The following is a 15,440-nucleotide window of genomic DNA, read 5'->3' on the forward strand; positions in this document are numbered from 1 at the left end:
ACGGCGGGGCCGCAGGCTGGGCCGAGCAGCCCTGCTGAACGGCCCGGGGCTGCCGCCTCGCGGGGTACGGCCGGGCGGGTGCGACACCCCGCCCGGCCGGCTTCGCCACGACCGTCGACAACGGCCGGGAACCACCATTTCTAGATGTTCGGCAAATTGCCGCCGGGCCCGCCCAACTCGCGGTGGATGAAATCGAAGATCTCGGCATCCGTCGCGTCGTCGAGGGCGTGCGCGGCCGGTTCCTCCTCGACGGGCCCGCGTTCGTCACCCCACCGGGCGACGAACGCCTGCAACTGCACCAGCAGCTTCTGTCGCGTCAGCCGGTCCGGTGCGCTGGCCGTGAAGACGCCGTCCAGCCGGTCCAGTTCGGCCAGCAGCGGGCCGGCCGCGGCGGCGCCGTCCTCGACCAACCGGTCGCGCAGGTGCCGGGCCAGCGCCGCCGGCGTCGGGTAGTCGAACACCACGCCGGCGGGCATCTGCACCCCCGTGGCGGCGCGGAGCCGGTTGCGCAGCTCCACGGCCGTCATCGAGTCGAACCCGACCTCCCGGAACGCGCGTTCCGGCTCCAGTCCCCCGCCCTCGGTGTGGCCGAGCACGGTCGCCGCCAGCGCGCCCACCAGCTCGACGAGGACCGCGTCCCGCTCGCCGGGGTTGAGCGGGCGCAGCCGCTCCCGCAGCGCGGTCGCCGCCTCGTCGTCCGCCGGCTGGCGGACGTCGTCGGTGGGCAGCGCCGCGGACGCCTCGGGGATCCCGGTCAGCAGCGGGCACGGCCGCATCGACGCGAACGCCGGCACGAACCGGTCCCAGCGCACGTCCGCGACCACCAGCGTCGCCTCCTCGCGCAGAGCCTGCCCGAACGCCTCGACGGCCTGCTCCGGCGGCAGGCCCGGCAGGCCCCGACGGCGCAGCTGCGCCAGCTCGGCCGACTCGGGTTCGTCCTGCCACGGCCCCCACGCCACGACCGTGGCCGCCAGGCCGCCGTGCCGCCGGGTCGCCGCGAGCGCGTGCAGCAGCGCGTCACCCGCGGACTGGCCGGCCCGGCCACCCGCGCCCCACACCCCCGACGTGGAGGTGCAGAGCACGAACGCGTCGAGCGGCCGGTGGGCCAGCTCGTCGGCGTACCTCGGGAGGTCGCCGACGGTGGCGACCAGGTCCGCGGCCAGGCCCGCGACCGTCAGCTCGGCCAACGGCACCGATCCCGTCTCCGCCGGTACGTGGACCAGCGCGGAGACCGGCCGGCTCTCGGCGGCCAACTGCTCCATCAGGTCGCCGAGCTTGCCCGCCGCCGGCTCGTCCAGCGGGAGCACCTCCGCGCCCTGCCGGCCGAGCCAGTCGGTGGTGTGCCGGGCGAGGGCGCCGGTTCCGCCGGTGAGCACGACGGTGCCGTGCGGGCGGTACCCACCATTCGCCGCCGGCGCTCCGGTGTGCCGGACCAGGCGGCGGGCGTGCACGACGGCTCCCCGGATCGCCAACTGGTCCTCCCCGTCGACGTTGGTGAGCGCGGTCGCCAGGGCCCCGTACGACTCGTCGCTCCCGTCCGCCGGCAGGTCGACGACTCCGCCGACGTGCCGGGGGTGCTCCAGGGCGGCGACGAGACCGAGGCCCCACGTGGTGGCCTGCACGGGGTGCACGACCGGTTCGTCGTCGACGGCGACGGCACCGGTGGTGGCGAGCCACAGCGGCACGGGCGGGCCGGACCGGAGGGTGTGTGCCTGCACCAGCAGCAGGTTCGCCGCCAGGCCGGTCGGCAGCGCGGTCTGCTCCGGGTGTGGCGCCTCGTCGAGCGCCAGCAGGGAGAGCAGGCCCGTCGGCTGGTGCGCCGCGGTGAGCCGGTCGAGGTCGGCGACGAGGCCGTCCCGGGTGGCCGTGGCCGGGTCGACGGTCAGCACGTGCACGGTCGCGGCGCCGGCCGTGAGCGCGGCCACCACCCGGTCGGTGACCCGCTGCGGCGGGGCGATGACCAGCCAGGTGCCCGCGACCCCGCCGGTCGACGGCCGCTGCTGCCAGGTGACCCGGTACCGCCAGCCGGCGAGGGTCCCGTCGAGGTGCTGGCGACGACGCCACGAGTCCAGTTCCGGCAACAGTTCGCGCAGCGGCTGTTCGGGGTCGATGCCGAGCCGGTCCAGGTCGCGGTCGGCGACCGCCCGCCAGAACGCGTCGTCCACGGGGTCGGCGGCCCCGGCCGGGGTCATGCTCACCGTCGGCCAGTAGCGCTGCGGCCGGAACGCGTACGTCGGCAGGTCGGGCAGCCCGCGGGCGTCGGGGCGGGTGCCGGCCAGCACGCCGAGCACCGCCGCCCAGTCGACGTCCCGCCCGGTGACGTGCAGGGCAGCCAGCGCGGACAGCAGGGCGCCCGGCTCGTCGGAGCCGGCACGCAGCGCCGCCACGGCCGTCCCGTCGTCGTCGGTGGGCAGCAGACCGGCGGTCATCGCGGTCAGCACGCCCTGCGGGCCCAGCTCCAGGAAGGTGTCCACTCCCGCGTCACGCAGCGCGTGGATGCCGTCGGCGTACCGGACGGCCTCCCGGACGTGCCGCACCCAGTACTCCGGCGTGCGGATCTCGGCCGGGTCGGCGACCGTGCCGGTCAGGTTCGACACCACCGGCAGCAGCGGCGCGGCGAAGTTCAGCTGGTCCAGCACCGCCCGGAACTCGGCCAGCATGGGCTCCATCAGCGGGCTGTGGAACGCGTGGCTGACTCGCAGTCGGCGGGTCCGCACCCCCCGGTCCTGCCAGAGCCGCTCCAGCCCGTCGAGGGCGTCGACCGCCCCGGCGACCACCACGGCGGTGGGGCCGTTGACGGCCGCGACACCGACCCGTCCGGTCAGCCCGGCCAGCGACTCGACCACCGCGGCCTCGTCGGCGGCGACGGCGAGCATCCCGCCGCCGGCCGGGAGGGCCTGCATCAGCCGGCCCCGGGCGGCCACCAGCGTGCAGGCGTCCGCGAGGGACAGCACCCCGGCGACATGCGCGGCGGTGATCTCGCCGATCGAGTGCCCCGCGACGTGACCGGGCACCACCCCGAACGACTCGACCAGCCGGAACAGGGCCACCTCCAGCGCGAACAGCCCGGCCTGGGTGAACACCGTCTCGTCGAGCAGCGCGGCCTCCGCGCTGCCCTCCGCCGCGAACAGCACCGGCTTCAGCGGCTGCGGCAGTTGCCGGTCCAGCAGCTCGCAGACCTCGTCCAGCACCGCCGCGAACACCGGGAACGTGGCGTGCAGCTGACGGCCGGCGCCGGGGCGCTGGGCGCCCTGGCCGGAGAAGAGGACCGCGAGACCGCCCGAGCGCCGCCGGGCGGTGACCAGCGCGGGGTGGGGCTCCCCGGCGGCCAGCGCCCGCAGCGCGGCCAGTCGGGTCGCCCGGTCGGCCGCGACCACCGTCGCCCGCTGGCCGAGCTGGGCCCGGCCGTCCGCGAGCGCCCAGGCGACCAGGTCGGCGGGGTCGTCGCCCGTACCGATCCGGTCGGCCAGCCGGTCGGCCTGGCCGCGCAGCCCGGCCGGGTCGGCGGCGGAGAGCAGCCACGGGAGGTGCCCCTGCGGGCGTTCGCCGCCCGTGGGGGCGCCCGAAGCCGGTTCCGACCTCTCCGGTGCCTGTTCCAGGATCACGTGGGCGTTGGTGCCGCTGATCCCGAACGAGGAGACGCCGGCCCGCCGGGGCCGGTCCGCCGAGGTCCACGGTTGCGCCTCGGTGAGCAGCGCCAGCGCACCGGACGTCCAGTCCACGTGCGGGGTCGGCGCGTCGACGTGCAGGGTCGCCGGCAGCACCTCGTGTTGCAGGGCCAGCACCATCTTGATCAGGCTGGCGGCACCCGCCGCGGCCTGGGTGTGGCCGATGTTCGACTTCACCGAGCCCAGCCACAGCGGCCGGTCCGCGGGTCGGCCGCGGCCGTACGTGGCCAGCAGGGCCTGCGCCTCGATCGGGTCGCCGAGGGTGGTGCCGGTGCCGTGCGCCTCGACCGCGTCCACGTCGTCCGTCGTCAGGCCCGCGTTGTCCAGCGCGTGCCGGATGACCCGCTGCTGCGCCGGCCCGTTGGGTGCGGTGAGGCCGTTGCTCGCGCCGTCCTGGTTGACCGCGCTGCCGCGCACGACGGCCAGGATCCGGTTGCCGTCCCGCTGGGCGTCGGAGAGCCGCTGGAGCAGCAGGACGCCGGCGCCCTCGCCCCAGCCGGTGCCGTCCGCGCCCGCGGCGAACGCCTTGACCCGCCCGTCGGCGGCGAGTCCGCGCTGCCGGGAGAACTCCAGGAACGCGCCCGGGGTCGACATGACGGTCACGCCGCCGGCCAGGGCGAGGTCGCACTCGCCGCTGCGCAGCGCCTGCGCGGCCAGGTGCAACGCCACCAGCGACGACGAGCAGGCCGTGTCGACGGTGACCGCCGGGCCGTGCAGCCCGAATGAGTACGCCAGGCGGCCGGAGACCACCGACGCGCTGTTGCCGGTGGCCTGGTAGCCCTCCACCTGGGATCGGGCGCCCAGCAGCAGGGTGGCGTAGTCCTGGCCGTTGGTGCCCATGAAGACGCCGGTGGCGGAGCCGCGTACCCGCTGCGGATCGATGCCGGCGCGTTCGAACACCTCCCAGGTGGTGTGCAGCAGCAGCCGCTGCTGCGGGTCCATCGCCAGGGCCTCGCGCGGGTTGATCCCGAAGAACGCGGCGTCGAAGCCGGCCACGTCGTGCAGGAATCCGCCGCTGCGGGTGTAGCTGGTGCCGACCTGGTCCGGGTCGGTGTCGAACAGGGCGTCGAGGTCCCAGCCCCGGTCGGTGGGCATCGGCGTCACCGCGTCCACCCCGTCGGCCAGCAGCCGCCACAGTTCCTGCGGGGACGACACCCCGCCCGGGAAGCGGCAGGCCATCGAGACGATCGCGATCGGCTCGTCGGCCGGCGGCCGGGCCGTCGTCACGCCGTCGGAGGCCGGGCCGCCGTCCGCGCCGGCGACCAGTTCGGTACGCAGGAAGCGGGCCAGTTCCGCCGCCGACGGGTGGTCGAAGACCACGGTCGACGGCAGGGTCAGGCCGGTCACCCGGCCCAGCCGGTCCCGCAGCTGGACGGCGGCGAGGGAGTCGAAGCCCAGCTCGCGGAACGCCCGCCCGGCCGGCACCTGGTCGGTGGTGGGGTGGCCGAGGACCGCCGCCGCCTCCGCGCGGACGAGGTCGACCAGCAGCGCCTCCTGGCCGGTCGCCGGCAGCGCCACGAGTCGGGCCCGCAGCCCGTCGGTGGCGGCCACGTCCGCCGGGCGCTCCGGCTCCTCGGCGACGGCCGGGGCGACCCGGTCGAAGAGGTGGCTCGGCCGCCCGGCGGTGAACGCCGTGACGAACCGGGACCAGTCGACGTCGACGATCACCGGCGCCGCCTCCGGGGCGTTCACCCAGCGGCCCAGCGCCGCGACGGCGGCGTCGGGCGCGAGCGGGCTGAAACCGCGACGGCGCAGGCCGGTCTCGGTCTCCCCGGCGGCCATGCCGTCCTCCGCCCAAGGCCCGTATGCCAGGGCGGTGGCGGGTAGGCCCTCCGCCCGGCGGGCGGCGACGAGCGCGTCGAGCAGGGCGTTGCCGGCCGAGTAGCCGGCCTGGCCGCCGCCGCCCCAGACGCCGGCCACCGAGGAGAAGACCACGAACGCGTCGAGCTCTCGGCCCCGGCAGGCGCTGTCCAGGTGTACGGCGCCGAGCACCTTGCCGGCCAGGGTGTCCGACAGGTCGCCGTCGGTCACCTCGTACGCCGGGGTGGTGCCGCCGGACGCGCCTGCGGTGTGCACGACGGCGGTCAGCCCGGGCAGTTCGGCGACCAGGCCGGTGACCGCCTCCCGGTCGGTGACGTCACAGGCCACCACCCGCACCGCACCCAACTCGTCCACCAGCTCCGCCGCACCCGGCGCATCGGGGCCCCGCCGCGAAGCCAACACCACCTGCTCCGCCCCGTTGCCCAACAACCACCGAGCCACGTGCCGACCCAACGCACCCGTACCGCCGGTCACCAGCACCGTGCCGGACGGCCGCCAACCCGAACCGGCGGGCGGCGCGGCCGGCACGAGCCGCCGGCCGAAGATGCCGTTGCGCCGTACGGCCACCTGGTCCAGGGTGCCGTCGGCGAGCACCGCGACGAGTCCGGCGCGGGTGCTCCGGTCGGCGCGGGCGGGCAGGTCGACCAGACCGCCCCAGCGGTCCGGCTGTTCGAGGGCGACGACCCGGCCCAGTCCCCAGGCCAGGGCGGGCCAGATGTCGCCGACCCGCTCGCCCGACGTGACCGGCATCGCGGTGCGGCTGAGCGCCCACACCCGTCCCGGCAGGCCGGTGTCCGTCAGCGCCCGGGTGAGGGTGAGCAGTGCCGCCGTGCCGGCGGGCACCGCCGGCGCGTGCAACAGGGGCTGGTCCTGCCGGGGCAGGACGCAGAGCACCCCGGCCCAGCCTTCCCCGCTGATCCGGCGCAGCCGCTCGCCGAGGTCGGCGCGGGCGAGAGTGGCCGACACGGTCAGCGTGTCCACCTGCGCACCCGCCTCGGTGAGCGTCTTCGCGACGCCCGCGTCGGTGCCGCTGTCGACGGTGACGACGAGCCACCGCCCGGCCAGCCCGGTCGCGGGGGCCGGCCGCACCGGCTCCCAGCCGATCCGGTACGACCACCCGTCGAGCGTGGTGCCCCGGGACCGCAGCTGACGCCAGCGGGTGAGCACCGGCAGCGCGGGACTGAGGGCGTCCAGCGCCGTGACGTCGTCGCCGAGTTCGGCGGCGAGGGCGGTGAGGTCGCCTCGTTCGACGGCGGCCCAGAACTCGGCGTCACCGCCGTCCGGGGCGGCCTGCCGCGCGGGCGTGCCCTCGGGCCAGTAACGCTGGTGCTGGAAGGCGTACGTAGGCAGGTCGACCCGACGCGCCCCGGTGTCGACGAACCACTCCTGCCAGGTGACCGGCATGCCGTGCACATGCAACTCGGCCAACGCGGCCAGCAGGCCGTGTGCCTCCGGCCGATCCCGGCGCTGCACAGCCACCGCCAGCACGCCATCGTCGTCGGGCAGGATGTCGGCGGCCATCGCCGTCAGCACGCTCTGCGGTCCGACCTCCAGGAACGTGTCCACCCCCGCCGCACGCAGCGCGGTGACCCCGTCGGCGTAGCGCACCGCCTCCCGGACGTGCCGCACCCAGTACTCCGGCGTGCGGATCTCCTCGGCGTCGGCGAGCGCCCCGGTCACGTTCGACACCAGCGGCAGCAACGGCGCCGCGAACGTCAACCCCGCCAGGACCGCCCGGAATTCGTCGAGCATCGGCTCCATCAACGGACTGTGGAACGCGTGGCTGACCGTGAGGCGGCGGGTCCGGGTGCCCCGGTCCTGCCAGGTCCGCTCCAGCTCGTCCAAGACGTCAACGGCACCGGAGACCACCACGGCGGTGGGGCCGTTGACGGCGGCGATGCCAACGCGGTCGGTCAGGTCGGCGATGGACTCCGCCACGGCAGCCTCGTCGGCGGCCACGGCAAGCATGCCGCCGCCGGCCGGCAACGCCTGCATCAACCGACCCCGCGCCGCCACCAACTGACACGCGTCGGCCAGCGACAACACCCCCGCGACGTACGCGGCGGTCACCTCACCGATCGAGTGACCGGCCACCACGTCGGGCACGACACCGAACGACTCCACCAGGCGGAACAGGGCCACCTCGACCGCGAACAGACCGGCCTGCGTGAACACCGTCTGGTCCAGCAACCCCGCATCCGGGGTGCCCGCCTCGGCGAACAGCACCTCCCGCAACGCACGCGGCAACAACGGATCGAGCTGCGCACACACCTCGCTCAGTGCGGCGGCGAAGACCGGGAACGCCTCGGACAACTCCCGGCCCATACCCGCACGCTGCGCACCCTGACCCGAGAAGAGCAGTGCGAGTTGACCGCGTTCGGCAGTGGTGCCGGTGACCACGGCGCCGGAGGGATCGCCCGCGTCGAGAGCCCGGAGTGCGGCGAGCAGGCTGTCCCGATCCGCGACCACGGCGACGGCACGCTGTTCCAGCGCCGGCCGGCTGGTGACCGAGGACCAGGCGATGTCCACCGGACGCGAGACCTCGTCCGCCGTCAGCCAACGCGCCCACCGGCCCGACTGGGCGCGGAGCGCGGCGGTATCGCGGGCCGACAGCAGGACCGGCACGACCGGAGGCACGTCCCGGGCGACGATCTCACCCTCGACCACCTCGGCCGGCGGCTGCTCGATGATCACATGAGCGTTCGTGCCGGAGATCCCGAACGACGACACCGCCGCCCGACGCGGACGACCCACCTCAGGCCACGGCATCGGCTCAGTGGCGAGGGCCACCGCACCGGCCGTCCAGTCGATGTGCGGCGACGGCTCGTCCACATGCAACGTCGACGGCACCACACCATGCCGCATCGCCATGACCATCTTGATCACACCAGCAACCCCAGCAGCAGCCTGGGTATGCCCGATGTTCGACTTGATCGACCCCAGCCACAGCGGCCGGTCAGCCGGACGGTCCTGACCGTACGTGGCCAACAACGCCTGCGCCTCGATCGGGTCACCCAACGTGGTGCCCGTGCCGTGCGCCTCCACCGCGTCCACGTCCGCCACAGTCAACCGCGCGTTCGCCAGGGCCTGCCGGATCACCCGCTGCTGAGACGGACCGTTCGGCGCCGTCAAACCGTTCGACGCACCATCCTGGTTCACCGCCGTACCACGCACCACCGCCAGGATCCGCCGGCCGTCACGCTGGGCGTCCGACAGGCGCTGCACCAGCAGCACGCCGACGCCCTCGGACCAGCCGGTGCCGTCCGCCGACGCGGCGAACGACTTGCACCGGCCGTCCTGCGACAGACCCCGCTGACGCGAGAACTCGATGAACGTGCCGGGTGTCGCCATCACCGTCACACCACCGGCCAAGGCCAGGTCACATTCGCCACTACGCAACGCCTGCGCGGCCAGGTGCAACGCCACCAGGCTCGACGAACACGCCGTGTCCACGGTGACCGCCGGCCCCTCCAGGCCGAACGTGTACGCCACCCGACCCGACAGCACACTGCCCGACGTACCCGTGCCGACGTACCCCTCGACCTCGGTCGGCAGGTCCATCAGACGGGAGGCGTAGTCGTGGTACATCACGCCTGCGAAGACACCCGTCCGGCTGCCCCGAAGGCGCTGCGGATCCAGACCCGCCGACTCGAACGTCTCCCACGACGCCTCCAACAGCAACCGCTGCTGCGGATCCATCGCCAGAGCCTCACGAGGCGAAATACCGAAGAACCCCGGATCAAACTCCGCCGCCCCGTACAGAAAACCACCATGCCGCGTATACGACGTACCACTGCGATCCGGATCCGGGTCGAACAACGACTCCAGGTCCCAACCACGATCCGCCGGGAACTCCGAAATACCGTCACCACCGGCAGCCAACAACTCCCACAACTGATCGGGCGATTCCACCCCACCCGGGTAACGGCACGCCATGCCCACGATCGCGATCGGCTCGTCGGTGTTGGCGGTCCGCACCGCCGTCAGGCGGGCGGTGATCTGTCCGGAGACCTGCTCGTAGAGGTGGTCGACGAGCACGGCCGGGGTCGGGTAGTCGAAGACCAGCGTCGAGGCCAGCCTCAGCCCGGTGGCCGCGTTCAGCCGGTTACGCAGGTCGACCGCGGTCAGCGAGTCGAAGCCCAACTCCCGGAACGCCCGGTCCGCCGGCACCGCCTCCGCGCCGCCGTGCCCCAACACCTGCGCCACCAGGCCGCGCACGAGCACGTCGACCTGGGCGCGGCCCTCGTCCTCCGTCAGCCCGGCGAGCCGGTCGGCCCATCCGCCGACGCCCTGCCCCGCCTGGCGGCGGGTGCCGGTCACGCCGAGGAGGGTACGCAGCACGGCCGGCACGGGACCGCCGGCTGCCGCCGCCCGCAACGCGGGCACGTCGATCACGGCCGGCACCAGGGCTGCCCGATCGGCGCCCAGAGCCGCGTCGAACAGTTGCAACCCGGTCTCGGCACTCATCGGCGTCAAGCCGGCCCGCGTCGACCGCGCCCGATCCGCCTCGTCCAGGGTCGCGGCCATGCCTGCCGTGTCCCACATGCCCCACGCCAGGCTCACCGCGGGCAGACCCGACTGTCGGCGGTGCACCGCCAGCGCGTCCAGGAACGCGTTGCCCGCCGCGTACGCCGACTGACCCGGCGAGCCCAGCACCCCCGCCACCGACGAGAACACCACGAACAGGTCCAGATCGAGGCCCGCCGTCGCCTCGTGCAGCAGCCAGCCGGCCGACACCTTCGGCGCCAACACGGCTGCGAGCCGCTCCACGGTCAGCTTCTCGACGACCCCGTCGTCCAGCACGCCGGCGGTGTGCACCACGCCCGCCAGCCGGCCCGCCGCACCGATCTCGGCGACCAGCGCACCGACCTGCTCCCGGTCCGTCACGTCACAGGCCACCACCCGCACGGCGGCGCCCAGCGCGGTCAGTCGCTGCGCCAGTTCGGCCGCGTTCGCAGCCGACGGGCCCTGCCGCGACACGAGCACCAGCGACCGCACGCCCCACGACGACACCAGGTGCTCCGCCACCAGCGCGCCGAGCGCGCCCGTGCCGCCGGTCACCAGCATCGCGCCGTCACCCAGGTTCGGCGCCCCCGCTGCCACCGGGAGGGCCGACCGGACCAGGCGGGCCGAGTACGTCCCGCCGCTGCGGACGGCCACCTGACCGCCGGTCGTGGCCGGTTCCCGCAGGACACCGTCGAGCGTGGTCACCAGTGCGGCGTCCGGGTCGCCGTCGACATCCGCGAGGACGATGCGGCCCGGGTGTTCCGACTGCGCCGACCGCAGCAGACCCCACACCGCCGCGCCGGCCAGGTCGGTGACCCGGTCGTCGTCGGAGACGGAGACCGCACCCCGGGTCAGGACCACCAGCCGCACGTCCGCAAGGGCGTCCGCAGCCAGCCAGGCCTGCACCGTCGCCAGCACGTCCGAGGTCACCGCCCGGACCGACTCCGGCGTCTCCAGCGCCGGACCGCTCGGGGGGAACACCGGAAGAAGCAGCGTCCGAGGGACGGACTCCGCCGCCGCGACCGCCGCCACATCGGCGTACGCGACCAACCCGACCCGTGCCGACAGGTCGGCCGGCATCTCCCGGCCGCACGCCAGCAGCGCCCAGCCGGACGCCTGCCCGCCGGCAGCAGCCTCCACGGCCGGCCACCGCAGCTCGAACAACGACCGCGATGCCACGCCCGGCGCGGCCACGCCGGTCAGCTCCCGCAGGACCAGGGAGTCCACCGACACCACCGGCGTGCCCGCCTCGTCGTACGCCGACAGCCGCACCCCGGAACCGTCGCGGGTCAGGCGTACCCGCAGCACCTCCGCGCCCGAGGCGTGCACCTGCACACCCTCGAACGCGAACGGCACCCGCGGCCCGCCCGACTGCTCGGAACCGGTCAGCAGCCCGATCGGGTGCAGGGCGGCGTCCAGCAGCGCCGGGTGCACCCCGAAGCGGGCGGCCTCCGTGGCGGCGTCGTCCGGCAGGGCCACTTCGGCGAAGACCTCGCCACCGCTGGTCCAGGCCCGCCGGAGCCCCTGGAAGACCGGCCCGTACGCCAGGCCGTGCTCCGCCAGCGCCGGATACCAGTCCGCGAGGTCGACCTCGGCCGCCCCCGCGGGGGGCCAGGCGATCGGGACCGGTTCCCCGGCGGTGGAGGGCTCCAGCACACCCTCCGCGTGCCGGGTCCAGCCCGACTCGGCGTCGTCGTCGGGACGGGAGTAGACGGTGACGGCACGGTGCGCGGAGTCGGCGGCCCCGTCCACCCGCACCTGGATCCGCACGCCTGCGGTGCCGGAGACGACCAGCGGGGCGGCCACGGTCAGCTCCCGCAGCCGGGAGAGGCCCACCTCGTCGCCGGCGCGTACGGCCAGCTCGACCAGCGCCGTACCCGGGAGCAGCGTCACGCCGGAGACCGCGTGGTCGGCCAGCCAGGGGTGCGTGGCCAGGGAGATCCGGCCGGTCAGCACCATCTCGTCGTCGCCGGCCAGGTCCACTGCCGCGCCGAGCAGCGGGTGCTCGGCCCGGCCGAGTCCCGCTCCGGACACGTCACCCAGCCGTGCCCGGTTGGCGGCGGGCCAGTAGCGCTCGTGCTGGAAGGCGTACGTGGGCAGGTCCACCCGCCGCGCGCCGCTGTCGGTGAACCACTGCTGCCAGGTGACCGGCACGCCGTGGACGTGCAGTTCGGCGAGGGCGTGCAGCAGGGCGGGTGCCGCCGGCCGGTCCTTACGCTGGGCGGCGACGGCCAGGACGGCGTCGTCGTCGGGCAGGCTGTCGGCGACCATCGCGGTCAGGACGCTCTGCGGGCCGACCTCCAGGAACGTGTCCACGCCCGCCGCGCGCAGCGCGGTGATCCCGTCGGCGTAGCGGACCGCCTCCCGCACGTGCCGCACCCAGTAGTCGGCGGTGCGGATCTCGTCGGCGTCTGCCAAGGCACCGGTCACGTTCGACACGACCGGCAGCAGCGGCGCCGAGAACGTCAACCCGTCGAGGACCGCGCGGAACTCGTCGAGCATCGGCTCCATGAGCGGGCTGTGGAACGCGTGGCTGACCGTCAGGCGGCGGGTACGCGTGCCCCGGTCCTGCCAGGTCCGCTCCAGCTCGTCGAGGGCCTGGACGGCACCGGACACCACCACGGCGGTGGGCCCGTTGACGGCCGCGATGCCCACCCGGTCGGTCAGGTTGGCGATGGACTCCGCCACGGCAGCCTCGTCGGCGGCCACGGCGAGCATGCCGCCACCGGCCGGCAACGCCTGCATCAACCGACCCCGCGCCGCCACCAACTGGCACGCATCCGCCAGAGACAACACCCCCGCGACGTACGCGGCAGTCACCTCACCGATCGAATGACCAGCCACCACGTCCGGAACGACACCAAACGACTCCACCAGACGGAACAGGGCCACCTCGACCGCGAACAACCCCGCCTGCGTGAACACCGTCTGATCCAACAGCGCAGCCTCAGCCGTACCCGCCTCGGCGAACAACACCTCCCGCAACGCACCCGGCAACAACGGATCCAGCTGCGCACACACCTCGCTCAGTGCGGCGGCGAACACCGGGAACGCCTCCGACAACTCCCGGCCCATGCCGGCACGCTGCGCACCCTGACCCGAGAAGAGCAGCGCCAGTTGGCCTCGCTGGGCGGCCGCACCGGAGACGACCGTACCGACAGGGTCGCCACCGGCGAGGGCGGTCAGCGCCGCGACCAGATCGTCCCGGTCGGCGGCGGTCAGGACGGCCCGGCGCTCGAGCGCCGGCCGGGTGCTGACGGAGGACCAGGCGACGTCCACCGGACGTAGCTGCTCCTCGGCGGCGAGCCAGCGGGCCCACCGGCTGGCCTGTGCGGCCAGCGCCGCGTCGGACCGGGCCGACAGCAGGACCGGCACGACCGGAGGCACGTCCCGGGCGACGATCTCACCATCGACCACCGAGGTCGGCGGCTGCTCGATGATCACGTGCGCGTTGGTGCCGGAGATCCCGAACGACGACACCGCCGCCCGACGCGGCCGACCCACCTCGGGCCACGGCATCGGCTCAGTGGCGAGGGCCACCGCACCGGCCGTCCAGTCGATGTGCGGCGACGGCTCGTCCACATGCAACGTCGACGGCACCACACCATGCCGCATCGCCATGACCATCTTGATCACACCGGCAACCCCGGCAGCAGCCTGGGTATGCCCGATGTTCGACTTCACCGACCCCAGCCACAACGGCCGGTCAGCCGGACGGTCCTGACCGTACGTGGCCAACAACGCCTGCGCCTCGATCGGATCACCCAACGTCGTGCCCGTGCCGTGCGCCTCCACCGCGTCCACGTCCGCCACGGTCAACCGCGCGTTCGCCAGGGCCTGACGGATCACCCGCTGCTGCGACGGACCGTTCGGCGCCGTCAAACCGTTCGACGCACCATCCTGGTTCACCGCCGTACCACGCACCACCGCCAGGATCCGCCGGCCGTCACGCTGCGCGTCCGAGAGCCGCTGTACCAACAGCACCCCGACGCCCTCGGACCAACCCGTGCCGTCCGCCGACGCGGCGAACGACTTGCATCGACCGTCCTGCGACAGACCACGCTGACGCGAGAACTCGATGAACGTCCCCGGCGTCGCCATCACCGTCACACCACCGGCCAGAGCGAGATCACACTCGCCCGACCGCAGCGCCTGCGCGGCCAGATGCAACGCCACCAGCGACGACGAACACGCCGTGTCGACAGTGACCGCCGGCCCTTCCAGGCCGAACGTGTACGCCACCCGACCCGACAGCACGCTGCCCGACGTACCCGTGCCGACGAAACCTTCGGCGTCCGGTGGCAGGTCCATCAGGCGGGAGGCGTAGTCGTGGTACATCACCCCGGCGAAGACACCCGTCCGGCTGCCCCGAAGGCGCTGCGGATCCAGACCCGCCGACTCGAACGTCTCCCACGACGCCTCCAACAGCAACCGCTGCTGCGGATCCATCGCCAGAGCCTCACGAGGCGAAATACCGAAGAACCCCGGATCGAACTCCGCAGCGCCATACAGGAACCCACCGTGCCGCGTGTACGACGTGCCACTGCGGTCCGGGTCCGGATCAAACAACGACTCCAGGTCCCAACCACGATCCGCCGGGAACTCCGAAATACCGTCACCACCGGCAGCCAACAACTCCCACAACTGGTCAGGCGATTCCACCCCACCCGGGTAACGACACGCCATTCCCACGATCGCGATCGGCTCGTCGGTGTTGGCGGTCCGCACCGCCGTCCGGCGGGCGGTGATCTGTCCGGAGACCTGCTCGTAGAGGTGTTCGGCGAGCACGGCCGGGGTCGGGTAGTCGAAGACCAGCGTCGAGGCCAGCCGCAGCCCGGTGGCCGCGTTCAGCCGGTTACGCAGGTCGACCGCGGTCAGCGAGTCGAAGCCCAACTCCCGGAACGCCCGGTCCGCCGGCACCGCCTCGGCGCCGCCGTGCCCCAACACCTGCGCGACGAGGCCCCGGACCAGCACGTCGATCTGCGCCCGCGCCTCGTCGGGCGCCAGGCCCGCCAGTTGGTTGGCCCAGTCGCCGCCCCGCGCGGCCCGTCGCCGGGCCGCCGTCGACCCGATCAGGGTACGCAGCACGGCCGGCACCGGGCCGCCGGTGCCGAGGGTCGCGCGCATCGCCGGTACGTCGATCACGGCCGGTACCAGGGCCGCCCGGTCCGCCACCAGGGCGGCGTCGAGCAGTTCCAACCCGACCTCGGCGCTCATCGGCGTCAGGCCCGCCCGCGCGGACCGCGCCCGATCCGCCTCGTCGATCGACGCGGCCATCCCGGGGGTGTCCCACATGCCCCACGCCAGGCTCACCGCCGGCAGTCCCGACTGTCGCCGCCACACCGCCAACCCGTCCAGGAACGCGTTGCCCGCCGCGTACGCCGACTGACCCGGCGAACCCAACACCCCCGCCACCGACGAGAACACCACGAACAGGTCCAGGTC

The 15,440-nt window shown here is 74.2% G+C and carries 1 protein-coding gene; it reads right to left on the reverse strand.

Annotation, left to right across the window (positions count from 1 at the left end; all coding sequences use genetic code 11):
- Window positions 1-140: 140 nt before the first annotated feature.
- Window positions 141-15,440 (reverse strand): type I polyketide synthase (locus AB0D32_RS31805; RefSeq protein ID WP_357098318.1); only part of this gene is annotated, 15,300 nt, incomplete at its 5' end.

Origin of the sequence: Micromonospora sp. NPDC048170 (assembly GCF_040652795.1) — a bacterium.
Classification (GTDB): Bacteria; Actinomycetota; Actinomycetes; order Mycobacteriales; family Micromonosporaceae; genus Micromonospora.